Origin of the sequence: uncultured Gimesia sp. (assembly GCF_963976445.1) — a bacterium.
Taxonomy (GTDB): Bacteria; Planctomycetota; Planctomycetia; order Planctomycetales; family Planctomycetaceae; genus Gimesia.
Genome location: NZ_CAXBKP010000005.1, coordinates 121105 through 145900 on the forward strand (window position 1 = coordinate 121105; position 24796 = coordinate 145900).

Sequence of the window (24796 nt, forward strand, 5' to 3'; positions counted from 1 at the left end):
AGTCGGATCTTCTCGTAGCTCTTGAAACTTAGCTGAAACCTGTCAAAAATGACTTCAATCTGGTGAATACCAACAGCGCAGTCGTATCTTGTTTAGATTTAGAAATAAAAGGCAAATAAACGTTATGTCAGATAATCCACGTGTGATTTTAAGTGCATTTGCAGATGAAGCAGCCAATCATAAAACAGCCATCGAACAAATGGTGGCACTTTCTGCTTTGGGGCTACGGTATTACAGCCCGCGTTTTATTGACGTGAACGGCGACGGCAACATCAAGCATGTTGTGGACCTGAATAAATCAGAATACAAAGCGCTGCTCAAAATGCATGACGAGTATGGCATAAATGTCACCAGCATCGGCGCTCGCGTCGGTAAAATCAAACTGGTTGACAAAGACGATGGCTCCCATAATGTATTTGTTCCCTTCAAGGAATATTTGAAAAAGGAAGTTGCGAACACGATCAACGCAGCGACCACTCTGGGGACGAAACTGATTCGTGGTTTCTCGTTTTATCCTCCCAAAGGTGAAGATCCCAAACCGTACATGAATCAGGCCGTCGATCAGATTGGTCAGATTGTGGATCTGTGTGCGAAAGAGGGACTGGTCTATGGTCTGGAGATCGAACCGAACCTGATTGGTGAAACCGGGCCACTGCTGGCGGAACTCGCTCGGAAAGTCAAACGATCGAATATGGTCACGATTTACGATGGCGGGAATATTGCTGCTCAGAATAAAGATGCGATGCAGTGCTTGAGCGAGTTTCATGATATGAGTAAATCAATGGGCTGGCTGCACATCAAAGATTACGCCGTCGATACAAGCCTGGAATGGACGGGTGTTGTTGATGAAGAACGCTTGAAGAACTTTGTACCGGCCAACGTAGGTGATGCCGGCCACGAGGTTGTCTTGCGTGAACTGCGTGAGATGCTGCCGAAGATGGAAAAGAAAATGAAGAAACTGGGCGTGCCTGGAGTCTTCCTGGAAGTGGAACCGCACTTGAAAGGGGGCGGCCAGTTTGGCGGCTTCAGTGGCCCTGACGGAATTGGTGTGGCGGTCCGGGCGCTCTGTTCTGTTCTGGATTATGTGGGTATCGATTATGATCTGCGTACGTTCAAGGATATTCAGGAGCTGCGTGGTTTCTAAATCATAGCGTGGTTTCTAAATCACTGTGTGGAGACATCAGGGGGCGAAAGACAGGAAACTTCGGTTTCAGAAAAAACTGTCGATCGCCCCGTTCCTTTGCTACAATAAAATCAAAGTCGTTTAAGAGTAAAAAACAATGTCGTTTGATCCACAAAACCTGCAGGATATTATCGCCTGCCCGAAAACAAAAGCAAAACTCGTCTGTGATGGCGATTTTCTGGTTTCGGTCGATCCAGCCACGCGGCTCAAGTATCCGATACAGGATGGCATTCCCGTAATGCTGATTGATGAAGCAAAGGAAGTCCCAGAGGAAGAGTGGGCCGATATTATGCAGCGTCATGAGCGGAACCCGGAAACAGGAGAACTTGTCTCCTGATCTGTTTTACCTGCCAGAAGATTTAACCAGAGGATTTACTATGCAGAACACGTTGAAGAAATGGTCATCGCGAATCACTTTCATCTGGTTTCTCTGTTTTTCTCTAGCAGGCGTTTCATTTACCTTACCCGCAAACGCACAGGAACCAGCGGGTGCGGCATCCAAGTCGGATCCGCAGTTCGATGAAAATCCGCTTTATTTATATAAGCGGGATCATGATCCCAATGGTATCGGCAAGTTCTATCGAGGTCGCGAAATTGCCCGCGTGATGGGTTATCAAGGGGCTCCCTGGCTCGAACGGATTTCACGTGAGCAGGAAGAACGGTTGTCGCTGCTTCCCAAAGCCTTAAAGCTGCAGCCGGGAATGGCGATCGCAGATATCGGCGCGGGCAGTGGTGTGATCTCCGTGATCCTGGCCGAGCATGTGAGTCCAGGCGGCAAAGTCTATGCTGTCGATGTGCAACAGGAGATGCTCGACCTGCTGGCGAAGAAACTCCAGAAAGTGGGCGTGGAAAATATTCAGCCTGTTCTGGGAACTCAAAAAGCTCCCGGCCTCAAACCTGAGTCGATCGATCTGGCGATCATGGTTGACGTCTATCACGAGTTTGAATTTCCTTATGAGATGATGCTTGAAATTTCCAAAGCCCTCAAACCCAAAGGGCGGGTTGTGCTAGTGGAATATCGCAAAGAAGACCCCGCGGTTCCGATTAAACTCGTGCACAAAATGTCTGAAGCGCAAGCGAAAAAAGAAGTCTCCCGCCCGGAGCTGAATCTGAAATGGCAGCAGACCATAGGGGTTTTACCTCGCCAGCACATCCTGGTCTTTGAGAAAACTGCTGAGGAATAAGCCTCACTCGCGGTGCGTAAACAGTTGTGATTTGCTCCTGCAAAAATTGAGTGACAGATATCAATTTATGCTGTACGAAGTTGATTTCTCGCGTTCAATCAGCTCTACCATCGGCCTCTGTTTTTTCTCATTTCAGGACTATTCCTCCTGAGGTTGCCCCTGTCAAGCAGTTTAAACCAGCAGAGCAGGGAAAAACATCTTTGCAGCTTGGTGTGTTTAACTCACGCCTCGTTTCCCGAATGCCGATTTGCGCAGCAATTCATCGTGAAATATTGGACTAATGGAAAATGTTAACCCGATCCAATAGAGATGAATGGCAGAGTCAACTGATGATCTACACTCAATATATGTTAAGACGCGTTAGTGAATACGACTAAGTCCTTCTATGATTTTGGCACTGATGATTAGATAGGTTAGGTTTAAGTATGCAGTTTTTGAATTTGCTGGAACAGCAAAGGGATTGGTCTCCCTGTATTCTGTACGTAGATGAAAACATCAGTCACTTTCGCAAATTTGAGGCAATCAATGCAGGTCAAGGATATGAAATCCATCTCTCATTGAATGCAAAAGCATCCCTGATGCTGAGTCTGAAAATTCAGCCCGACATCATCATCCTCAGTCTCGATCTACAAGATGCAGATCCGATTGAGATGATCCGTTTTTATAAATCTCAGGATGCACTCTCGAATACAGCGATTCTGGCGACGACTCAATTTCAGGAGTCGGAAAAAATCGAGGGCGCGTTAGAATATGGCGTCGATGATTTCCTGCTGCGGCCTTACAATGATTCTCTTGTCAGCAAACGCATTCGAAACACGCTTCAGATCATCGCAATTCAAAAGTCCGATCGCATCCAGATGGCACTCAGTAATATTCTGGAAGAATCGCTGAATGAGATTTATATTTTCGGTGCAGAATCAAACCGAATTTTCTATGCCAGTCGCGGTGCCACAAATAATCTGGGATATCCTATCCAGGTACTGCAGAGCATGTCCCCTTTTCAATTCCTGCAAGAAGATTCTGCTTCCGAATTTAAAGCGGCGATTCATGACCTGCTGGAAAATCCAGATTCACAAGCAGTTTTGAGTGCCGGATTTCAGAGAAAAGATGGTACAAAATATCCTGTCGAAATTTATCTTCAGAAGACCGTTGTCTTTTCGAGACCAGCGATTGTTGTTCTGGCAACGGACATTACCAAGTTAGTACAACAAAGAGAGCAGGTAGAGCGATTAGCACGCGCCGTTGATTCCAGTGCGGAAGCGGTTTTCATTACGGATACCCGGGGTGTGATTAATTATGTGAACGCTGCTTTTTCAGACCTGTATGGCTGGTCGGCGGAGGAAGCCATCGGGCAGACTCCCCGGTTCATCAAAAGTAAGCTCAACCCGGAATCGATCTACCGCGAAATGTGGGATCAATTACTCTCCGGGAATACCTGGCAAGGAACATTGATCAATCGCCGTAAAGCAACTCAAAGATTGTCAGGCAGCCTGCCTCTGCTGGGGCAAAATACGCGACAACAGCGGAACTGGCTGGATGATTACCGCTGGGTGCATATGACGGTATCCCCAATTTTTGATCAACGGGGAGAATGTATCTCCTACGTGGCACTCCAACGCGATATTACAGAAAAGGTTCTGGACGAAAAAAAACAGTCGCAACGGCATCTACAGGCAGTCATCAGAGCTGGGGTCGCAAAAAGCCTGCAACAGCAGTCTCATTTGAAAATAAAACTACAGCAAGTGTTGACCGGCCTGCTGGAAGTGCCCGAACACAAAAGCCTGAATCGAGGGTGTCTCTATCTCAATAATGAGCAAACCCGACAGAGCGAATTGATCACCCAGTATGGAGAATTTCTCACTCCACCCCCTGCGCACTATCATGGGTTCAGCTTTGCTGAAGATTACGCTCAGTTTCCCATCACAGTGCGACAGATGCAGATTATTAATCAGTGTCATTGTGATTGTTCAACAAAGCAGGAACGGCAGGAGAATGCGTCACATGGCCACTATTTGATTCCCATTACGCATCGTAAAGAGCAGCTGGGAGCGCTGGTATTATTCAGCGATATCTTTCCGGATGACGATCCCGACCAGATGCTCTTCTTGAATTCCCTCGGTGAGTTAATCGGGGTCGCGATTGCGAATGATCGTTTGACTGAGGAACTCAAATCGGCTCGGCAGGAAGCGGTTGAAGCCAATATTTCCAAGGATCTTTTCCTGGCAAATATCAGCCACGAGATCCGAACCCCCATGACGGCGATTCTGGGGTATTCAGAAATCTTGATGGAACAGTTGGAACCTGGATCTCAGGTGAAAATGATTGATACCATCAAACAGAACGGCGATTACCTGTTGAGCTTAATCAACGATTTGCTTGATCTGTCAAAAATCAATTCTCAGAAGATGACCGTAGAGTTGATGTGTTGTTCTCCCGCAGAAATCCTGAATAATGTAGAAAATCTGCTGAATGTGAGAGCGGAAAAGAAACAGATTCAATATATGACTGAATATGACGGGGCCATTCCCGAATATATTCAGACAGATCCTACCAAGTTGAAACAGATCCTGGTCAACCTTGTTGGAAACGCAATTAAGTTCACTGATGAAGGCTCCGTACGCGTCATCACGCGTTATCTGGATCAAGGTCCATCTCCCTGCCTGGAAATCAAAATTGTGGATACCGGTGTTGGGATTACGGGCGACCAGATGAAAGAACTGTTCCAGCCATTCACCCAGGCAGATGCTTCCATGGCACGCCGTTTCGGTGGTACGGGATTAGGCCTGACCATCTGCAAAAAGCTGATTGAATTGTTGAATGGCTCGATTTCAGTATCTAGTGTCTCTGCAGAAGGAAGTACATTTCTGCTCAAGGTTCCTGTCGGGCATCCAGATAAGGTGAAACTGCTCCAATATGATTCAGGCAAGCAGGAGCAAGCAGAGAACGCAGCAGACATACCGGAAATTACAGGGAATCTCAAAGACCACTTTGGTTTTTCTCCGCGTATTCTGGTAGCTGAAGATGCCGTCGACAATCAAAATTTGATTTCTTTCATTCTGGAGAAGTGGCAGTGTGATCTGCAAATGGTTGAGAATGGTGAGTTGGCTTTAGAAGCAGCATTGGCGGCCGAAGAGCAGGGCGTACCTTTTGATATTGTCTTGATGGATATTCAAATGCCGGTGATGGATGGTTATACCGCGACCAGAAAATTAAGAGAAGCCGGTTATACAAGACCGATCATAGCAATTACCGCACATGCGATGACGTCAGAACTGCAAGGTTGTCTTGCCGTTGGTTGTGACACCTATACCAGCAAACCGATCAATCGAAAACAGTTACTTAGTCTGATCTGTCAGTACACAAATCGAGAGCATGCTCACACCGTCTAATGATGTGAGCATGCGAAAATGTCATAAATTTCTAGTTCAAACGATTAATATTCGCCGATGACTTCTCGACCTGAAATCGTTCCCAGCGCCGTATAGATGCCGAAATCAATACTGGAGCCGATCAAGCGAACCGAACCATCACCAAGTAGAAATTGCGCGAAACCCACATGCGGGGCGGAAACATCGCGGTCATCACTGGTACTCGCATTCGGAACGTGGCCTGTCTGAAACAATACCATATGGCCATGGTCGTCCGTGGCATCGGTAATTTCTCGGACTGCACCCGCCCAGGTCGTTTCGTATTCGAAATGGTTTCCGTGTACGGCGCCATTTCTGAATTCTCCGTTTTGACGCTCTCCGACACACAAGGTGTTGGAAAGCCCATCGGTGACATCACGCGAACGTGTGGCACTGTTGCGGCTGAACATTCCCGTGCGCTGTTCCTGATTGGCGTCCAGATCCGGCGGACCGAAATTGGCAACGTAACAACCCATCGCGTAACGTTCCGTCGCGCTCCCCATTTCGACAAACCCGTTTTCAGAAATCGGATCGGATGGGCAAAGAAGACCGGGAATGTGACGCTCGCGCGCAGCCTGGTTCACGGCACTGAAAATCGGTTCTGATAGATCAAACTGATCATAGAGATTTGCCTGATCCAGCATCGGTAGCAGCATGGTCACCCAGCCAAAGCCGGACTGGTTGCCTCCTGTTCCTGGTTTATAAATATATCCGGGGGGAAAGCAGCCGTGGGTATCGTGATAATTATGCAGGCCGATTCCCAGTTGTTTCAGATTATTTTTACATGAGAGTCTTCTGGCTGCTTCTCTCGCCTGCTGAACGGCGGGCAAGAGCAAAGCAATCAAGATCGCGATGATCGCAATGACCACCAGCAGCTCGATCAAGGTGAACCCTCCTCGAAGTATTCGTTTTTCTTTCATGGAATGAAAACCATCTTTCTATTCGTGAACGACGACCGTTTCGCGCAACCTCTGCGCAGACGGTGACCGTTTTCTGTAAGTACCATTCTGTTGAACTGTGCGCAGTATCATCCCGCCAGCTTCAAGATGCATGTCGATAGCAGAGAATGCGCACGATTCCTGTTTGAAGCCACTGACAGACTTCGCAGCAGGAATTACGTGAAGGAAACAGAAAGAAAGGATTCCGGTGGCGGCACGGGGGGCGCCTCAGAAAGCGATTGATAACAAGACCCCGGAGATACCATCAAAGGGTCATTGCCTTGTTGAATAGATAGTCTGTTTTTCGCTGGAGGAAGGACAGACTGCCAGGCAGAGTACCATTCTGAGAGGATTTGTGACCAGTGAAGGGGGCCGATCAACGGACCATGCACTTGAAGGGATTGCTTGGGTTCTGGATCGGATATTTCGGCAGACGTATTTTCTGTAATGGCAGCGTGACTCTGTTCTGCTGCCTGTATTGAACCCGTTTGTTGGGAGCTGGTATGCAACGTAAATTCCCACCAGAGCAGGGCGACGTGAATGTGGGTCTGCGGAGTCGTTGAGATTTCGTTCGAATGCGCGTCGTGGTTCTGATGATGGTGATCATGTCCCTGATGATGCGAGTGTCCGTGCGAGTGGCTGTGCCCGTGCGAATGGCTGTGAGCGGTGCTGCCATCTGGGTGCGTATGCTCTACCTGTACCTGCAGGGATTGAAGTAGAATCCCCAACAGGCCTGAGATTCCCAGAGCCCAGGATAATTTACGAAACGGTATCTTCATCACAATTCGACGATAAGTTCAGCCAAGACTAAAATCAATCCTGGTTGGCCAACCCCAGCCTGCGCTTTATGGAATATTCATCAAACATGCTGTGTATGTTTGTGCAATTCTCTAGCCGCCTGTGATGGTCGCTGGAAATAAGGTCTCTTTGAGCTCTGGCAGTGATTCTGAATACAGATCTGCCGTCTGCCGATCCTGTGCACTTACCGGGTGACCCGTTCCCACCAGAGCGGTAGTACCGATGCCGGCAGCCCGTCCAGCAGCGATATCCGATCCTTTATCGCCGACCAGAATCGAGGCCGACAGGTCCAGATCATGTTTCTGTGCCGCATCCAGCAGCATGCCGGGCCCCGGTTTGCGGCACTCGCACTGTTGGCAATACTGTTCTCCACCATACCGTGGGTGATGGGGGCAATAATACAGATCTGTAAGCGGCAAGTTTCGACGGGCGAATTCCTGTTTCATCCATTCCGTCAGTTCCAGAAATTGCTGCTCGGTGTAATACCCGCGGGCGATTCCTGCTTGATTGGTGATGACGATCAGGCCGTATCCGTTATCAACGGCTGTCTGGCAGAGTGCAAAAATTCCGTCTACAAATTCGAAGTCTTCAATCCGATACAGATAGTGTTTCTCTTTATTGATCACACCATCACGGTCAAGAAACAACGACTTTTTAGGGGATGACTTCGCCTGCATTGTTAGATCAGGCTACCCGTTTTAGATAGCTGGTCTGATCCGGATCGGATGAGTCCAGATCTAATTTGAAGTTGAATAGAGCCGCTTCGACGCATTCGCATAAGGTATGCTCAAGTACCAGATGCACTTCCTGAATCTGGCTTGTCAGTTCGCCGGGAGCAATCACGCACACATCACACAGCGAACGGACTTCACCACCGCCGTGTCCGGTGAAGATAATGCTGGGAACATTTTTTTCCTTGCAGGCCTGCACTGCTTTCACAATGTTGGGGGAATTGCCAGAAGTGGTGATTCCCAGGAAAACATCGTTCTCAGTCAACTTGCCTTCCAGTTGCCGCGAGAAGACGACATCGAAACCATAGTCATTTCCAATAGCAGTCAGGATCGAACTGTCGGTCGTCAATGCCTCGGCTGGTATCGAAGCCCGATCTTTACTCAGGCGACAGACAAATTCGGCTGCCAGATGCTGGGCGTCTGCTGCAGAGCCTCCGTTACCTGCGAGATACAATCGACCTCCGCTTTGATAGCTCTGGAGTATCAGATCCACTGCGTTCGAAAATTCCTGCTGTATTTCAGTATCTTCCAGCAGTTGTTTTTTGGCAGCAATCGATCGTTTCAAATTACGGCAGATAATTTTTCTGGCCTGATGCATGAGATCAGCTCTCCGTCCCTGGTAAAGTGCTCTCAAAATTCCGAGAATTTCGCAGCGGTCTATCTTTTAGACCGCCGGAGGCAATTTTGAATCGTGATGTCTTCAGTTAAACTGCCAGTATACTGGATTTCGAAAAATACAGGCAAGATAAGTTTTCACAGATTCAAGAGCCATCGATGCACGTTAGCACCAGTTTCTGAATGGAACAGCTGAGTCTTTAAGTCGATGTGAAACCGATAGTTGGAGCGCCACTAAAGACAAAAAATGATTGTAAAATGTACAATCGTAGCAGGCGGGTGTTCGTGTGGCTGTGGGAGTAGTGTCTGCAAAAATAAGGCAGGGGCATTGGTGGCACAAATCACGATCAATTTGCTCGACCAGAAGAGAAAGAAGGCAGAAGAAAAAGAAGGGTGAGTAACGGGATTTGAACCCGCGGCCTCCGGAATCACAATCCGGCGCTCTAACCAACTGAGCTATACCCACCATATGAAACAGCCGACTGGCTGAGAACTCTGACAGTTTCTATCTGAATTCAAATGATTCTAACCAATTTCCCCTCAGCTGAAAAGACACTGGCGAAGACAATTAGATCAATTGTTACGTTATCGAAGCTGATTTCGGGATGCAAGTATTCCAAGGCACGGAATCAGGAATATTTCCTCTATACGTGCATCTCCTGCGAACAATCTGTAGAATTGATACTTCAACGTTCCCCGATGAATTTACATTGATTTTACCGACTAAAAAGGGAAAAAGCGCATGAAAACGATTAGATTTACCTGCATGATTCTCGCGACTGTCGTATTGAGCTTGTCTCAATCAGAAGTACAGGCTCAGGATTCAACCAATTATCCCACAATTGGAGAAATCGTCCGTCTCGATCCACGCCTTGATCAACTGATAGACACGGATGCGAAGATTGAGGTTCTCTCTTCCGGTTTTGACTGGTCAGAAGGTCCGGTTTGGATGGGAGATGCCAAGGATGGGTTTCTGCTCTTTTCTGATATTCCCCGTAACTCCGTTATGAAGTGGAAAGAAGGCGAAGGGGCCAGCCTGTTCATGAAGCCCTCTGGTTATACCGGAGTGACTCCTTATGGAAATGAGCCTGGCTGCAATGGACTGTTTCTCGATCCAAAAGGCCGCCTGGTTTCCTGCGAGCATGGCGATCGTCGGCTTTCTGTATTGACCAAAGAGGGCGGCAAACGGACGCTGGTTGACAATTATATGGGCAAACGGTTGAACAGCCCCAATGATGGTACCTTCAAATCAAACGGCGACCTGTATTTCACCGACCCTCCTTACGGACTGCCCAATCGGTATGATGATCCGCGTCGTGAACTCGATTTCTGTGGCGTGTATCGTCTGGCGACAGATGGAACGCTGACCTTACTCACAAAAGAAATGACCCGTCCGAATGGAATTGCATTTTCACCCGATGAAAAAACATTGTACGTCGCACAGTCTGACCCCAAAGCGGCGATCTGGAAAGCATTTCCCGTCAACGACGATGGGACATTGGGAACCGGCAAGGTTTTTTATGACGCAACGAAATCAGTCGGCAAACTGCCCGGCCTGCCTGACGGTTTAAAAACCGACCTGAAAGGCAATGTATTTGCGACAGGCCCCGGCGGTTGTTATGTCTTTACTCCAGATGGCGAATTATTGGGACGCATCAGTACTGGAGAGCGCACCGCCAACTGTGCCTGGGGCAACGATGGTTCGACGTTGTATCTGACCGCGGATACTTACCTCGTCCGCATTGAGACCAAAACCAAAGGTCGGGTCGGTCCCGCAAAATAACGGCAACTGGCTCTGCTCAAATCATGCCACTTCCCGGCACAACCATTAGTTGGGTGCCGGGACTGTGGCGGGAGCAGCTGCGCCTTTGAAGACGAAGAGTACTTTCACGGGCGAATTACTAACGGGGGTTGCACCCAGATACTGCAAACGGGTATCTGTGTTTAGGCCCGGTTTCGATGCCACCAGAGGCCGACGGTCTTTGGCAGAAGCCTTGGGTTCACTGGTTACGGAAGCGCGGGGCACATTCCGCTGAACCACTCTGGCCTTTTGTCCTAATTGTTCCGCCGGGAGTTGCATTCGGTAACGTGTCTGATAGGAGCGTTGTTCTTTGGATGGAACATCAAATGATTTTTGCTTCGCATCGGCTGCGATAGATTGCTTGGCCCGAGCGCTCTTTGCTTGTGGTTTTCCTGCGGTAAAGTGATCGTTTAACGCCCATTCAGTGACCTTTTTGGCTTCTCCTTTTTCCATTGCCGTATTCGCTGACTGCTGCTGAGATGCCAGCAGGCGGGGCAAGTCTTCGACCGCTTCTGTCAAAGACAATTCGTTAATGGCCGGTTGCAAGGTAAGACCGATAAGCTGATCTCGTTTGAGGTCTTTCTGAAATTCCTGCAGCGCAGATGCCAGTTGCGTGTCTGTGGCTTCCACGTACACAGCAAATAATTCATTTTCAGAATCGTCTACCTTCGGTTTGGATTGATTGTCCTGTCCTTCCGCTTTGATTTTTAATTTGTGTGAATGTTGTAGCTGACGCTCGACATCAGACTGCTTTTGTTGATTCACCGGAATATTGTTTCGGGCCAACAGTAATTCCATCGTTCCCAAAGCCTGCTTGACATCCACCACGCGGACTTCAATTACGACGACTTTTCCGTTAATTTCACTAAAATAGGGAAACGCATCTCCAATCCGAATCGCATCGACGGGAACGTGACTGGGAATTCCAGATGCGGGGCGTGGCTCAAAAGGCATATTAGGTGGGGGAAAGCTAGCCGCGACTTTATTTTCAGCGACGGAATTCGTGATCGAAAAATTGCCCTTCATTTTTCGTGCCTCGGGGGCAGACATCACGAGCCCCTCTTTTTGATCGAGCTCCGTAACAGGCAGCGCGGCCGAACGAAAAGCGACCGAAGGGGCGGCCGCTGTGATCGTGGCCTTGCCTTGTTTACTAGAGGCTGCTGACTTTGAGAGAGTACCATGGTACTCATCTGCGGGAGTTTTGTCTTGCGAAAAGAGAATCGTTTCCTGTTGGGACTCTGTAGGTGTTCGGTATGCAAATCGGTCTGCGTTTGCGAATTGTTGTGCAGGATCAGGGATATTCATCAATAAAATAAATAAGACCAGTGCGGCCACTGAGGAGCAGGCGCTAATCGCGACGGCAATCCGGTAACGTAGCATCGAAGGGGCTCGTTTAACAGTCGCTGGCGTTGGTTCTGTCAGCAGGGTTTCCTGTTCGATGCGACGGCGGATGGAAGCTGCCAGTTCAGGAGGCGCAGATTCCGTCGCAGTTTCCTGTAGCAGCCGGGAAATTTCTCCGAATTCATGCAGCTCTTGTTGCGCTGCGGCAGAATGATCCAGCAGCGATTCCAGTTCGCGACGTTCTTCGGGCGCGACTTCATGATCGAAGTAGGCCGACAGGTTTTCGTTTGAAGGTGGTTGACTACTCATTTTGTTTCACTTATCGATGACTCATGGTCAGACTGAGGAACACGCGCTTCCGATTCATTTTGAAAAAGCATGCTCAGTTTCTGTTTCAGTTCATTCCTTCCTCTAAAAATACGGCTCCTGACTGTTCCCAAAGGAATTTCCGTGATTTCGGCAATCTCTCCGTACGACATCCCTTCCAACTCTCTTAATATCAAGGGAGTACGGTATTCTTCCTGTAGCTCATTCAATGCCTGGTGAACGAGTTTTTTTCGCTCAGAAAGTTCGGCAACATCGGGGGGATGAGTTTCGGGGTGTGAATCAACCAGCCATTGGCTGGCAGGATTGTCTTGTGTATCCAGAGTTGTAGACGTCCGTTTGGTTTTTCGTTTTTGTGTGATTGCCGCATTAAAGGAAATGCGAAACAACCAGGAATAAAAGGCGGCTGTTCCTCGGAATGTCTTTAATTTAAAGAATGCCTGTGTAAAACCTTCCTGGGCTGCATCGCGCGCATCGTCACTGGAGCCCAGAATTCGCATTAACGTTCGGTACAGGCGATCCTGATATTTCAGGACCAGTTGATCAAACGCTTCAGTACGACCTGCCAAACATTCTTGAATCAGGTGTTGATCATTGTTGGTCACAGTATGTAATGGACGAACAGAGGCCAAATTTAGTTCCCGCTCTTCTCTGGAAAAACGGGGTTTGGGGAAAACCTACACTAACGGTTGTTGACTATCTTCTTATTTTCGAACGCGTTACGTCAATATCAGTTCGGAAGAACCAGCCAGAAAAGACCATTATTTAGTCTGTCGCGTCTGCAGAGAGCAAGCAGTTATCGATCAATCGAGTGGCACCGGCATAGGCGGCGACCAAGGCTACCATGTCAGGCTGTGGGGCAGAAATCTCTTCCAGTGTGCCGGCATCGACAATCGTGGCATAATCCAGTTTTAACAGCGGGGTGGTGCTGATCAGTTGCTGCATTTCCGCTGTGAGTTGATTCAGGTCTGTTTCTCCGGCATGAATTCGTTCTTCTGCCAGTTTCAGGGCACGCGAAAGTGATAAGGCGGATTCGCGTTCTGCTTCTGAGAGATAAGCGTTGCGACTACTCAGAGCCAGTCCGTCAGTGTCTCTGACAATCGGGCAGGTTTTAATTTCAACGGGGATATTTAAGTCGAGACACATCCGCCGAATGATGGCCTGTTGCTGATAATCTTTGGCTCCGAAGTACGCGATATCAGGCAGACTGCACAGCAGGAGTTTGGTCACAACTGACGTGACGCCTTCAAAGTGATCGGGCCTTGTCTTTCCTTCCAGAACTTGCGACAGCATTTTCACGGTAACGCAGGTTGAAAAGTTCTTCGGGTACATGATTTCAGTTGTAGGCAGCCAGACCAGATCCGCTCCTGCCTCATGACATTTGACGAGGTCCTGTTCCACCACACGGGGGTACTTTTCAAAGTCTTCGTTAGGACCAAATTGTGTGGGATTAACGAAGATCGAGACAACGACGAAATCACAGTCACGGTGCGCCGCTTCAATCAGGCTCATATGTCCTGCATGTAGAGCTCCCATGGTGGGCACAAAACCGATCGACGCATTCTGCTTGCGCTCTGCTTCAACCAGCTTGCGGAGTGCCGGAATCTCTGCAACTGTTTCTACGGGTGAAGTGAACGGGTCGGGCATGATCACAACTCTTTCAGATCAGGCAGCTGTGCCGCGCCAGTAATCGAAGTAAGATGAAGCCAGATTTCCTCAGGCAGTGATGCTTAAGTTTCTTTCGGCGTCTGACTACGATTTCCACCTCCGCCCCGTTTATTTGAGGGACGACGCGATGATCGTTTAGGACGTCTGCGACTCTGGTCGTCTCCAGAAGAGGCAGAGGAGGGGGAAGAACTCTTTCCTTCCTCAGCATTTTTACCGGATTTGCTACCACCGACCAGTTTAGGATTCAGCAGATAAGAAATCGCTTCTTCCCAGCTGGGAACGTTCGGATATTTATTTTCCGACACTTCTTTATCAGGATGAGACGTTTCTGTTTCGTCGTCTTCTGTTTCATCGTCTGCCGATGAATCTTTCTCGTCTGCTGATTCAGCATCAACGGGGCTTTTGCGTCTGCGAGATCGTCGTCTTGGACGCTTGGGTTTACTTTCTTCTTCCTCTTTAGAAACGTCAGATTCACCCTCGGCTTCAAGCTCTGATTCTTCTTCGGACTCTTTCTCATCCGAACTTTCAGCTGACTCTTCATCAGTAGTTTCGGCTGACTCTTCACTTTTTCGTGAGCGCCCTCGTCTGCGGCGTCGTCGCCTGCGCGGTCGTTTGGTTTCGGCTGCTGCTTCGGTTTCTTCTTCCGTGTCAGCTGTCTCTTCCGCAACGGCCTCTGATTCGTCTTCGAGATCTTCTTCGTCGTCTGAATCAAAAGCGACTTCTTGAGAAATGAGACCAAAACCGAACGAGTCGTCATCGTCGAGACGCTCATCGGTACGAGCGGCCGGTTTCTGTTTTGGTGGTTGTTTCTTTTTGGGGGGCTTTTTAGAACGAGATTTTGCCGGTTTCTTCTGAACAGGTTCTGCTATTTCTGCAACCTCTTCTTCAGAGTCATCCTCTTCGTCGTTTTCATCAGATGCTTTGGGTTTATTGACTTTGGACCGAGGTGAATCTTCTTCGTCCCAGTTCCAGCCATCTAGTGCATCCCAATAAGTGTCTTCTTCTTCGACACCACTGGCTTTTTCATCGGTCGAAGCAGCGGGAACGAAATCCTCTTCGATTTCTTCTTCCTCGTCATCGTCATCTTCGAAGACATCAAGGATTTCTTCTTCTACATCCTCTTCCTCGAATTCCAGCTCAGCTTCAGCGGGATTTTCTTCCGCGAGTTTGGCCTCGTCTGCGTCAAACAGAGAGGAACCAAAGAAGTCATCATCCTCATCGTCGTCAACTTGATTGTCTGATTTCGCAGTGACGGGAGCCGGTTTCTGCTTAGTTACTTCTGGTTCGTCGGGAGTTTCCTCTTCGATTTCTTCAGATAGACTATCATCGAAGTCCGTAGGCACCGGTTCGACTTGCTGGTCGAAATCGATGCCAAATAGATCACCTGCGAGGGACTCCCAAGAGTCTCCATCACCCGACGGATTGATGCCAAAAGGCTCTTTGCTTTTATTCATATGCGCAAAGTACACGTTCTTCGAAGATTTATCAAGATTTGCGCCTGTGCGGAATAAGGGATATCGGGAGAAATCATTGGCCTTCCGAGTACTCGATATGGTGAATTACAGCCTGTAATTTTCGGGCCTTTTCCAGCATGGAGTGGTAGCGGGGGACCTTGGAGTAGCCCACTTGTCGGGCCAGCAGGTCGGCTTCTGAGCTCAAAACGACTGTACAGGGGATCGATTTCACCTTCAGAACATCGGCGATTTTACGGTCTTTATCGAAATCCAGATGAACAGGTTCGAACGCCTCATTCAGATAACGGGCCATTCTGGGGTCGGAAAGTGTGTCTTTTTCCAGTTTACGGCAGTAAGTGCACCAACTGGCATCAAATACGATGAAAACCGGCTTGTTGCTTTTGAGTGAAGCCTGATGTGCCGTCTCCAGGTCAGTGTGCCATTTGATGTAATTGTCCGACGAACTGGCTGATTCGTCTTTTGTCCCGGCTTTGGAGAGTTCAATGGACAAGCCGACTAATAGAACAACTGAAAAGCCGATAACGCCCCATTGGATTCGATTGGGAAGTCTTTTCATTTCTGTGACTCCTTCACAAGCACAAACTGCAATTCCTTTGCAGCTGGACCTATGTAAATGATAAATTATTGACCCGGTGAAGAGTGAGCAACTTACAAAATCGTTATAAATCGTTCATTAAGCTTTATCGGTAGGATAGGTGGGAGTTCTATGAACGATTCGACCCGAATCATCTGAATAAGAGGAACATGGCCGGTAAGGTTTACCTAACCGGAACAGAGTTGGCTCTCACTCCGTAAAAAAAGCCAAAACTGCGGAAAAAACCTCTGAACTGAGGCCCGTCGCAGGTCTGGCTTGATAACGGTGGCACTGATGTAATGATCAGTTTTGCTTGGGCTTAGCGGGCGGGGATGTTGGTTTCACTTCCGGTTTGGCGGCCTCAGGCTTGGTCGATGTTTTCCCGGCTGCTGGTTTTTCGGCAGGTTTTACCGGTTTGGAATTCGCGTCTGCTTTTGGAGATGCAGGTTTCTTTGCCGGAGTAGGCGCTGGTTTGGTAGCTGGACTCGCAGGCTTTGGTGCTGGCGTCCCGCTGGTGGGATTTGCAGGGCCTGTTTTACCAGCTTCCTCTTTCGGCTTCTCGATTGGTTCAATCAGGGCTTTGCGCGACATTCGGAGCGTCTCGAAACTGTTCGCCGAAATCACGTAATACCAGTTTGCAAATCGTTCATTCAGCTGTTGAACCAGTTCATTCCCTTTGACGACTTTGTCATCGTATTCTTTTAACTGCTTCTCATATGTCTTCAGCTCGGACTGATACTTCTTCATAGCGATTTCATACTCGGCTTCCGGGTCGGGTTTTTCTTCCGCTTTGGGTTTGGCTTCTTTTTTATCTTTATCAGCCGGTTTAGGTGTTTCTTTTTTCTCGCCGTCGGTTTTCTCTTTCAGGCCAGTTGGCTTTTGGGGTTCGACTGGTTTTTGTGGAGGGTCACCAATAAAGGACGGATCGAATATCACAGTAACAAACAGGTAACGGCTGGTTTTCAAGGCACCATCGTCTGCTGTTTCATCCGCTTTTTTCTCTGGTTCTTTGGCGTCTGTGGAATCAGCAGCCTTGGTTTTCTCTTCCGATTTCGATTTCTCGTCTTTCTTTTTCCCGCTGTTTCCTACTTCAATATCCAGCGCACTGCCGGTGAAAATTTCACCAAAATATAGCGAGTACACGACGCCCTGGTTGGTGGCCGCGATCACTTCCCCTTCATTCGAAACCAGTTGCTGATTTCCCTGGGGATCGCTGGCTAAAACAAACCCCTTGCTTTGCAGGTCAACAAAGTCGAGTGGGTCTAGACGCAGAGTGCCCGATTTTTTCAACTCAGCCGCAATGCCCGTAGGTTTAGGACGGATACCCTGAATCTTTAAATCGTCCAGCGTATTGATCATCTGGTTCACGTCACTGGTATTCAGCTTCTCGGTTTCCTTGTTTAAACCTTCCAGCTCCCAGGGGGCCGTTGAACTTCTCCGGGTGAGGGTAGACAGCTCCCGGTTCACAATCCGCCGCTTGCTTTCGTCGATCGAATATTTATTCACGATGATTTCCACCAGGCGGTCTCGTTCGACCTTCAGCACATCGGGTTCAATCCAGTCAGAAAAGTTTGAGGAAAGGTCGACGTTAAGCTTCGTGCGATAGACCGAATCTTCGTCCACTTTGCGAACGAAATATTCATTTTGTTCATTCGGAACCTGTTTCCCCACAATAAAGTCAACCAGCGGAGCGCCCCCCTCTTTCGAGAGTGTCAGTCGCTGGCCGCGTCCTTTAAGATTGGTATTGGATTCATCCAGTGGGTCAATTACGCCAAAACGTTCGTGGTCACGTTTACGTCGGCTTTCTAATGCACCGCGGACAACGCCCACTAGCGAAGCGGCGGTTTCAGCCAGTTCGTTTTCTGCATCAGCCGGGTAATCGTGGTGCGAAGGGATTTTCCAAAGACCATCCTTGAATTCCACATTGAAGACCTTCAGTGTGGCAGAGTCTTCGTTGTAGCTCACCACACGCAGGGACTTTGCCTGTGTGGGGGCTGTGAAATCGGGATAGAATTCTTCTCCCACATTCTCGTAGCCTGTTAACTCTGTTGGTTGAGATGTGCGATCGGTCACGAAAGCGGCGATGAGGGCTGCCACCGCAATCCCTACAAAGGTCAGTGTTCTGGTCGTTTCATTCATGGTAAACGATTTTACTTAAAACAGTGGTTTAAATTGAATTCAAACAGGACGCAGTTTTCTGTCTCTCAAATTTAGAGGCGGTTCTGAGAAGCCGCCTGTACTTTATTTCTTCAGTCTCCGGTCGGGAGCGATATTCTGATTTTCATTCTTCATGCGGAAAAACAGGAAGCAGATTCCTAACAGAATCGCCGGGAAGGGAGGTACGAGAATCGCATACCAGCGAATTCGATCTTCGATTTCTCGAATTTGCCGTTCCGTCTGGGCTTTGATCTTCTCAACTTGCTGTTGTTTTTCCCGCTCAATCTTGGCTTCATCCACTTCCAGACGTCGGCTCTCATTTTCCTCAGCCATTCGCAGCATGATCTGTTTCGTCCGATTATCAAGCGATTTATCCTGCTCAATTTTATCCCGCTCTGATTTCAGGCGGTCACGGGCTTCTGTTAATTTGGCTTCCGCGTCCTTTGTGGCTTTTTCCCGTTCTTCATTTCGTTCTTTCACAAACACAGACGTTTCCCGTTCCACTAAAGTCAGGGTCCGGTGCTGTTCACGGCGTTTGCGTAGCGCGATATAAGAGTCATCGCCCGCCAGCTGGTCGACGCAATTCAACAAGAAGGTCACGTTATCGATTTTTAAGCCAAACGCCTGACGTTCGCGGATATTGAATAACTCGTCTGAAATCAGGTCGGCATCAGCGACGAAGATGACATTAATATTTTTCTCTTTCGATTTCGCTGTCGATGTAATATGTGCAGCCAGCACATGAGCATGCTCGTCAATCAGACGTGGTGGCTCCTGGGCAATTCGGATCGAGTTGAACATGGGGCTGGTGATTTCTCCCCAGGCCAAGAGTCCCGAGTTAGGGCCGGTTCTAAGGAGCGGTTCAAAGTTCAGATCCCTGTCTTTCCGTGGCCGAATACTGCCGGGGAAGAAGGTCAGAATCTCCTGCAAACCGCTGGTAATGTTACTGTTCAAACTAAATGCACTGCGTGTGCCACTTTTCGGGCTGATAAAAATCAACTCGGGACGCACCACTTCGGCAAATTCCGGATGTGGGTTGAAGTAATCGAAGACGATTTCACCATTGTCCCAGGCGACCTGCAGGACATTCAGCAATGAGGTCAAACGTCCTTCGTCCGCTTTAGGTGTAGGTGGCGGTTGACGCATTCCCATCATGCCGCCCCCAGGACTGGGTTTGGGCATACGGGGGGCATTCTGAATTCCTCTACCGCCGCCATAAACGGGTAGTGGGTCGTCACAGATTAGTGTTGGTTTTCCTTTTTTGACATAATCGACCAGATTCTTTAACTGCGGTTGTGTCAAAGAAGAAGGCAGAACCGCAACGAGAACATCATAAGCCGTTTCGCTGATCGGGGAATCGGGTGAGACCTGTTCGACTTTGTATTGTTTCCTGAGTTCGCTGACAATCAGCCATGATGGCTGGTTGCCTCCCATTCCCATATTTAATCCGCCAAAAATGCTGGCATCGGTGTTTAAGATTCCCACAGTCAATCGTTCATCTTTCGAGGCTGTGCGGATCGAACGCGTTAATTCATATTCAATCGGCGTTCCGACATTGAAGAAGGGGATTACAACTTCATCCGTGCCGCTTTTGATGACGGCCCCCATGAATATTGTATCCACAAATGACCGTCCACCTCGCTCGGTCTGGACGCGTTGGGGGGAAATATTCAGCAGCCGGGCTTCTTCTTCCTCTTTACTGAAAGGAACCACGTCGACAAAGCGAACCTGCAGCCGTTTTCCTCCGAGCTGATCGTATTCTCTTAACAGGCCGATTAACCGTTTGCGAATGGGGACATATTCCCGTGAGACTTCCGGGCTGATAAAGGCTTCGATGGTGATCGGGTTCTTCTCATCGATTTTCCCGATCAGATCCTTCGTGGTTTGTGACAGGCTGTAGACTTTTTCGTTTGTCATATCGATACGGCTGCTGCCGTAGGAGGCAATCACATTGGCACTGATCAGAATAACGGCCAGAGATACTGTACGTACCAGATACTGCAGGCCCATCGAATTTTGTTCCTGAGCACTCCAGTGTCGGCGTGTAATGAGAATCCGGTTCAAATACAGCATCATGACAGCCAGCGAGATGAAATACAGAATCGAGCCGAGCGGCAAGACGCCGGCACTAAAATCCTGAAATTGTTCGACCAGGCTCAAACCCTGAATCAAGTTACTGGAAGGAGCCGCCTGTCCGATGAAGATCGGAACAGCGCAAATTACCGTGCCCAAAACAAAAGCCACAGTCGCACTGCTGGTTAAAGCAGAAGCAAACATGCCTGCTGCCAGTAGCGATGCGCCGGCCAGCCAGTATCCAAAATAGGTTGTAAACATCACCCCGATATCAGGGTTTCCAATGCTCCATAAGACAAAGATATGGGTCACCGAAAACAACAACGCAATCGTATACACGGCCAGTACAGCCAGAAATTTCCCTAACAGGATTTCCAGATCAGAGGCAGGCATGGTAAACAGCAATTCGTCTGTCCCCATTTTTTTCTCATCGGCCCAGACCCCCATCGTAATAGCGGGAATGATGAACAACAGCAGTAAGGGATACCACAGGCTCAATTGATCCAGGTTCGCCTGATTGTTTGCGAAAAACTGTTGATTGAAGGCAGCAAAGGCGCCCGCAACAACAAACACAACAATAAACAGGTAACCCAGCACTCCGGAAAAGTAACTTTGTACGTTTCGCTTGAATACGGCCAATACAACGTTGTTCCGCAACATAATAGAAGGGTCCTTACGTCAGCTTTATATGAAACTCAGTTGGTCGGTGAAATAAGAAATTACGCGTGTGTCAATTTATGGAAGTTGGCTTCCATGTCATCCTGGCTGTTACCCAGCTCATCCACAGATCCGTCAAACACGACTAATCCCTGATTGATCAGAATCACACGGCTGCAGACCGCTTTGACTTCCTGCAGAATGTGTGTCGAAAGCAGAATGGTTTTTGTTTTTCCCAGACTGCGAATCAAGTCACGCACCGACTGATTCTGGTTCGGGTCCAGACCGCTGGTAGGTTCGTCCAGAATTAAAATATCGGGATCATGAAGTAAGGCCTGTGCCATGCCCACACGTTGTCGGAAACCACGCGACAGTTTGCGAATCGGCTTTTTCCAGACACTGCTCAAGTCGCATTTATCCATGACAAACTCAAGCCGATTACTAAGCTCCGCGCTCGACATGCCACGCACGCCACCTGCGTATTTTAAAAACCCTTGCGGCGTCATCTCTTCATAAAGCGGGCCGTTTTCCGGTAGATAACCCAGTTTCTGGCTAGCTTCGATCCGGTGAGTGCTTACATCAAAACCACCAACACGCGCTTGACCTTCACTGGGGGAAAGAAAACCCGTTAGGAGTTTCATCGTGGTTGACTTACCAGCGCCGTTCGGCCCTAGAAAGGCGGCAACCTGACCGCGGGGGACAGAAAATGTCACATCTTTCGTGGCAGTGAACTGGCCATAGAATTTGCTCAATCCAATGGCTTCGATCATCTTCTCCTGGGATGAGCCTGTCGCCTGCCCGGCAGGAGATTGCTGAACCTGTTCCGACATTGCAATAATACTCCCGATGATTGTCTCGTGGGTTGATTCAACAGAATAAGTGAATGCTTAAGGGGCTCGCTGCGTTTCAAAAGTAATTCGGTACATTTTGAATGCCGACAAGCTTATTGAACTCGTTCATTTTTAACTGGAACGTGCTAAAAACACAACAAAGGATGAGAGTACGTTTTGAGTTAGCGGGATCTTCTTTGATCTTGGGCTGTTGGTTTTGTCTGTTCTATAGCCCTGAGATCGACCTTGACTGCCGAGACACTCAAGCAGCCAGACGCTCAAGAATAACCCAACCATTTCCTCTTTGAATAATTATTGATTTTCCTGATGCCCAGCCATTTATTTACTGCTTTTTGAAAAAATAATTCCGAAAGCACTCAAAATCAAGGCTGGGGATAAAAAAAATCGGTTGTACCAGAGGGGCACAACCGATTTTCAATTCGTTAGTTTTATAAGTCGAATCTATTCGACTCGTTCTTCTGTTTCTTCCAGTTCCTTAAAGAATTTCTGAACCTGATATTTCTCTTCAAGCTCTCGGCTCCATTCAAAATTCGTTTGCTGTTGCTCCATTTGAGCCAATGGCAGATAGGGCGAGAAGAAGAAGAACAAGTCGGTTTTCAGGAATTCCTGGTACATGGCTGTCAAACCACCCTCTGTCGAAGGAATGCGGTTCATGACTTTTACAACATAACAGATCGATTTGTCGGCATTCATGGCAACGCCCACGTCTCCTTCGTTCAGATTGTCGAAAATCTGCTCCATGAACTCGTTGCTGGCACCATCAATCGCCGAAATGCTAGAGAGTTCCGGGCGAGGCATGGAGAACGGGTTGCTGGCACCCGCTGTTGAAGTCCGCATCCAACTGAACGATTCGGTGGTTGTAGTGGAAATTTCCGTTCCCTCTTTTTTCCCGGTAATCGTCTGCCCGGACAATGCTTCGGACATCTCTTTATCACCTGCGTCGAGGATCAGTTTTTTCAACGCTTCACCCCGTTTCATGGAGACCGGTCGTGCCGCTTCCAGGGTTAACTGCGCAGTAATCTCTGCATCAATCTTGGGGTCGTCAAAGTTCGGAATTGAAGCGTCTACATGTTTGACTTTCCAGTAGGAGATCAAACCACTGGAGAATGAGTCTTCCGCTTCATAGGCTGAGTAAAGCAGGTCGACAGGAGTCTCAAATAGCTGCTCGATCACGGTCCTTGGTTGAGCGGCAAACTGATTCAAAGTCGGCTCTTTCGCTGTACCCAGGGGATACTTCTCCGACTCTTCCATCTCCTGAGCAGACATCATCGGTGTGATGTTATAAATCAACTGGTGTTTGGTAGCGTAGTCTTTCAGCAGTTTGGTGGTCTCTTCCGGTGTGGGAGGATCGACACCTTCAGCCGGACTATTAATACGATAGCTGAGGTCGTTCATGAACGTGACAGCGGCGGAAATCTTTTCCTTCATCAGTACCAGTGTCCGTTCCCGTAATAATTGGTCACGGATTTCACTTTTCAGATCGTCATTCAGCGAACGGTATGGTTCCAGTGGTGCTGGTGCAGTTGTTGGACTCTCCGGTTTGGTTGTCGCAGGAGCCGCCCCCGGTTTGGGAGCCACCACAGGGGTATCAGCGGGTTTTTCATCTAAGAGTGAAACAAAGGTTGTCAGTTCCGAATCAAGGGCACTCGATTCTTCTTTCTTCTCTGTTTTGGTTTCCGGTTTGGTTTCCGGTTTGGTTTCTGGTTTCGTATCGGGAGTTTCCTTGGGCTTTTCAGGAGCAGCCTTTGGTTTTGTTTCCTTAGTCGGTGCTGGTTTTGGTACGACGGGAGTGGCCGGCTTTTTCTCACTGCTACCAGGTTTTGCAGCTTCCACAGGCGGATTTGTTTTGGGAGCCGCCGGGTTTTTAGGTGCGGACGGGGATGGGAAAACAGGAAGGTCAGGCATGCCTGGGAAACCAGGTGAATCCGGAATGGGATTATTCTTGTAAAGCCGTTCTTTGTTTTCTTCGTAGAAGGCTTTGATCTCTGCATCGGTTACAGGCGGAACCAGTTTTTCGGTCTCTTCGTAGTCAGCCATCAGGTATTCGACCTGAACTCGTTGCGGCTGACGCAATCCGGGAGAACCGGGGCCGGTCTCGTTGGGGAAGACCCCTTTGTAGTTTTCGTAAAAGGCTTTTTTGGCCGCTGCTGTGGGGGCTGCTACCTGATCTTCAAAATCTTTCACCGGTAGCGCGACCACTTCTAACTCTTCGCGGACGTTGAATTTTTTGTAGAAGTTCCAGTATTGATCCGGCGTCAATGAAACTTCAGGCCGGAGCATTTGAAAGGCGAGTCGTGCCTTGAGCTGGTCTCTGAGAATATCATAAATTCCGCCTTCTGTGACTCCCATGCTTTGGCAGGCTTTCCGGAAGGCGTCGCGGCTGAGTTTGTTGCTGGTATAGCGGGAAACATATTGAGTGACGGCATCATCTGAAACCACCAGCTGCATCTTGTCTGCTTCTTTTCGAAACAGGTATTCGAGGATGATGTCATCTTCGGTGTCCCGGCCAAAACCGAACAGAGCGCCGCGTGGCGGCTGAGCACGTTCCCGTTCTTCTTCTGGCAGAGATTCGAAGTAAGTTCTGATCACAAACTGATTGGCGATCTGGCGGTTTTTGACAAGGGTCTGAAATGCCATCTGGTCAATGTCACCAGCGGTTGTCTTCACAACCATCGCGGCACCTTGGCGGGGCATTACTGTGTACCCCACAAAAAAGCCAAGTACAATCCCGATAACGGCGAACAGCGTTCCCTTACCACGGTCTTTTCCCAGGTACCAGAAGAGAACACCAAATAATAGCATGCCTATGATGGGCGGAGCCTGATTGGGTGTCAATTGGTCCATGACGATAAACGCAAACATGGCCAGGATGGTGAGTGGTACCATTAATACTTTTTGGTTTTTACGAAACAATTCCAGTGGCGAGGCCATTCTGTTTCCTTCTTCAGTCTGCAAGTCGAATAAAATCGATTTCCTGTAGTGAAATTCGCACGTCAACTAGATCCAGTTGACGAGATCA

The 24796-nt window shown here is 48.6% G+C and carries 18 protein-coding genes and 1 tRNA gene; 5 read left to right on the top strand and 14 right to left on the bottom strand.

From position 1 onward, the window contains the following. Positions 1 to 124 precede the first annotated feature (124 nt). From AAC022_RS07710 to AAC022_RS07725, 4 genes are all read left to right on the top strand, one after another. Entirely contained in the window at positions 125 to 1144 is a 1020-nt protein-coding gene (locus AAC022_RS07710; RefSeq protein WP_339729727.1) for a TIM barrel protein, read from the top strand. Between the two features lie 136 nt (positions 1145 to 1280). Continuing rightward, positions 1281 to 1520, top strand: coding sequence for a hypothetical protein (locus AAC022_RS07715; protein WP_339729729.1), 240 nt, complete (start codon positions 1281 to 1283; stop codon positions 1518 to 1520). Positions 1521 to 1560: 40 nt separating this feature from the next. Then, positions 1561 to 2367, top strand: coding sequence for a methyltransferase domain-containing protein (locus tag AAC022_RS07720; RefSeq protein WP_339729731.1), 807 nt, complete (start codon positions 1561 to 1563; stop codon positions 2365 to 2367). Between the two features lie 425 nt (positions 2368 to 2792). Beyond that, positions 2793 to 5756, top strand: coding sequence for a response regulator (locus AAC022_RS07725; protein WP_339729732.1), 2964 nt, complete (start codon positions 2793 to 2795; stop codon positions 5754 to 5756). A 44-nt stretch (positions 5757 to 5800) separates the two neighbouring features. On the opposite strand, the gene AAC022_RS07730 is transcribed toward AAC022_RS07725, so the two are convergent. The 5 genes from AAC022_RS07730 to AAC022_RS07750 all read right to left on the bottom strand — a co-directional run bounded on the left by AAC022_RS07730 (position 5801) and on the right by AAC022_RS07750 (position 9322). Next, the gene (locus AAC022_RS07730) at positions 5801 to 6694 is read right to left on the bottom strand and encodes a DUF1559 domain-containing protein (protein WP_339729733.1); all 894 of its coding nucleotides are present in this window, start codon (positions 6692 to 6694) and stop codon (positions 5801 to 5803) included. A gap of 194 nt (positions 6695 to 6888) precedes the next feature. Next, positions 6889 to 7491 carry a hypothetical protein gene (locus AAC022_RS07735; RefSeq protein WP_339729735.1) on the bottom strand — a complete coding sequence of 201 codons (603 nt, stop codon included), beginning with the start codon at positions 7489 to 7491 and terminating at the stop codon, positions 6889 to 6891. 111 nt (positions 7492 to 7602) lie between these two features. Next, positions 7603 to 8187: a D-glycero-beta-D-manno-heptose 1,7-bisphosphate 7-phosphatase gene (gene gmhB / locus AAC022_RS07740; RefSeq protein ID WP_339729737.1), complete on the bottom strand. Its 585-nt coding sequence runs from the start codon at positions 8185 to 8187 to the stop codon at positions 7603 to 7605. A 7-nt stretch (positions 8188 to 8194) separates the two neighbouring features. Next, positions 8195 to 8839, bottom strand: a complete 645-nt coding sequence (locus tag AAC022_RS07745) for an SIS domain-containing protein (protein WP_339729738.1) — start codon at positions 8837 to 8839, stop codon at positions 8195 to 8197. A gap of 409 nt (positions 8840 to 9248) precedes the next feature. After that, positions 9249 to 9322, bottom strand: a tRNA-His gene (locus AAC022_RS07750). 276 nt (positions 9323 to 9598) lie between these two features. Between AAC022_RS07750 and AAC022_RS07755 the strand changes: the two genes are divergently transcribed. Then, entirely contained in the window at positions 9599 to 10639 is a 1041-nt protein-coding gene (locus AAC022_RS07755) for an SMP-30/gluconolactonase/LRE family protein (RefSeq protein WP_339729742.1), read from the top strand. Positions 10640 to 10684: 45 nt separating this feature from the next. Here the strand turns inward: AAC022_RS07755 and AAC022_RS07760 are convergent, their stop codons facing one another. The 9 genes from AAC022_RS07760 to AAC022_RS07800 all read right to left on the bottom strand — a co-directional run bounded on the left by AAC022_RS07760 (position 10685) and on the right by AAC022_RS07800 (position 24708). Next, entirely contained in the window at positions 10685 to 12307 is a 1623-nt protein-coding gene (locus AAC022_RS07760; RefSeq protein WP_339729745.1) for a hypothetical protein, read from the bottom strand. Further along, on the bottom strand, positions 12304 to 12954 hold the full coding sequence (locus AAC022_RS07765) for a sigma-70 family RNA polymerase sigma factor (protein ID WP_339729748.1): 651 nt from the start codon (positions 12952 to 12954) through the stop codon (positions 12304 to 12306). Before AAC022_RS07765 ends, AAC022_RS07760 begins: the two co-directional genes overlap by 4 nt. Before the next feature lie 133 nt (positions 12955 to 13087). After that, complete coding sequence (gene panC, locus AAC022_RS07770; RefSeq protein ID WP_339729751.1) at positions 13088 to 13969, bottom strand: pantoate--beta-alanine ligase; 882 nt, start codon at positions 13967 to 13969, stop codon at positions 13088 to 13090. Positions 13970 to 14052: 83 nt separating this feature from the next. Next, positions 14053 to 15444: a hypothetical protein gene (locus AAC022_RS07775; protein ID WP_339729754.1), complete on the bottom strand. Its 1392-nt coding sequence runs from the start codon at positions 15442 to 15444 to the stop codon at positions 14053 to 14055. A 73-nt stretch (positions 15445 to 15517) separates the two neighbouring features. Then, the gene (locus tag AAC022_RS07780) at positions 15518 to 16021 is read right to left on the bottom strand and encodes a thioredoxin family protein (protein ID WP_339729757.1); all 504 of its coding nucleotides are present in this window, start codon (positions 16019 to 16021) and stop codon (positions 15518 to 15520) included. A 321-nt stretch (positions 16022 to 16342) separates the two neighbouring features. Continuing rightward, positions 16343 to 18178, bottom strand: coding sequence for a DUF4340 domain-containing protein (locus AAC022_RS07785; RefSeq protein WP_339729760.1), 1836 nt, complete (start codon positions 18176 to 18178; stop codon positions 16343 to 16345). Positions 18179 to 18280: 102 nt separating this feature from the next. Continuing rightward, the gene (locus AAC022_RS07790) at positions 18281 to 20929 is read right to left on the bottom strand and encodes a Gldg family protein (RefSeq protein WP_339729763.1); all 2649 of its coding nucleotides are present in this window, start codon (positions 20927 to 20929) and stop codon (positions 18281 to 18283) included. Positions 20930 to 20988: 59 nt separating this feature from the next. Then, entirely contained in the window at positions 20989 to 21756 is a 768-nt protein-coding gene (locus tag AAC022_RS07795) for an ABC transporter ATP-binding protein (protein ID WP_339729765.1), read from the bottom strand. 462 nt (positions 21757 to 22218) lie between these two features. After that, positions 22219 to 24708 (bottom strand): hypothetical protein, encoded by a 2490-nt coding sequence (locus tag AAC022_RS07800; RefSeq protein ID WP_339729768.1) that lies wholly within the window; start codon positions 24706 to 24708, stop codon positions 22219 to 22221. Positions 24709 to 24796: the final 88 nt, after the last annotated feature.

Excerpts from the sequence above, each read along its gene's own strand:
- AAC022_RS07775 (WP_339729754.1), bottom strand. The coding sequence starts at position 15,444 with ATGAATAAAAGCAAAGAGCCTTTTGGCATCAATCCGTCGGGTGATGGA.
- AAC022_RS07780 (WP_339729757.1), bottom strand. The coding sequence starts at position 16,021 with ATGAAAAGACTTCCCAATCGAATCCAATGGGGCGTTATCGGCTTTTCA.
- AAC022_RS07755 (WP_339729742.1), top strand. The coding sequence starts at position 9,599 with ATGAAAACGATTAGATTTACCTGCATGATTCTCGCGACTGTCGTATTG.
- AAC022_RS07725 (WP_339729732.1), top strand. The coding sequence starts at position 2,793 with ATGCAGTTTTTGAATTTGCTGGAACAGCAAAGGGATTGGTCTCCCTGT.
- AAC022_RS07800 (WP_339729768.1), bottom strand. The coding sequence starts at position 24,708 with ATGGCCTCGCCACTGGAATTGTTTCGTAAAAACCAAAAAGTATTAATG.
- AAC022_RS07730 (WP_339729733.1), bottom strand. The coding sequence starts at position 6,694 with ATGAAAGAAAAACGAATACTTCGAGGAGGGTTCACCTTGATCGAGCTG.
- AAC022_RS07790 (WP_339729763.1), bottom strand. The coding sequence starts at position 20,929 with ATGTTGCGGAACAACGTTGTATTGGCCGTATTCAAGCGAAACGTACAA.
- AAC022_RS07735 (WP_339729735.1), bottom strand. The coding sequence starts at position 7,491 with ATGAAGATACCGTTTCGTAAATTATCCTGGGCTCTGGGAATCTCAGGC.
- gmhB (WP_339729737.1), bottom strand. The coding sequence starts at position 8,187 with ATGCAGGCGAAGTCATCCCCTAAAAAGTCGTTGTTTCTTGACCGTGAT.
- AAC022_RS07760 (WP_339729745.1), bottom strand. The coding sequence starts at position 12,307 with ATGAGTAGTCAACCACCTTCAAACGAAAACCTGTCGGCCTACTTCGAT.
- AAC022_RS07745 (WP_339729738.1), bottom strand. The coding sequence starts at position 8,839 with ATGCATCAGGCCAGAAAAATTATCTGCCGTAATTTGAAACGATCGATT.
- AAC022_RS07795 (WP_339729765.1), bottom strand. The coding sequence starts at position 21,756 with ATGTCGGAACAGGTTCAGCAATCTCCTGCCGGGCAGGCGACAGGCTCA.
- AAC022_RS07720 (WP_339729731.1), top strand. The coding sequence starts at position 1,561 with ATGCAGAACACGTTGAAGAAATGGTCATCGCGAATCACTTTCATCTGG.
- AAC022_RS07710 (WP_339729727.1), top strand. The coding sequence starts at position 125 with ATGTCAGATAATCCACGTGTGATTTTAAGTGCATTTGCAGATGAAGCA.
- panC (WP_339729751.1), bottom strand. The coding sequence starts at position 13,969 with ATGCCCGACCCGTTCACTTCACCCGTAGAAACAGTTGCAGAGATTCCG.
- AAC022_RS07785 (WP_339729760.1), bottom strand. The coding sequence starts at position 18,178 with ATGAATGAAACGACCAGAACACTGACCTTTGTAGGGATTGCGGTGGCA.
- AAC022_RS07715 (WP_339729729.1), top strand. The coding sequence starts at position 1,281 with ATGTCGTTTGATCCACAAAACCTGCAGGATATTATCGCCTGCCCGAAA.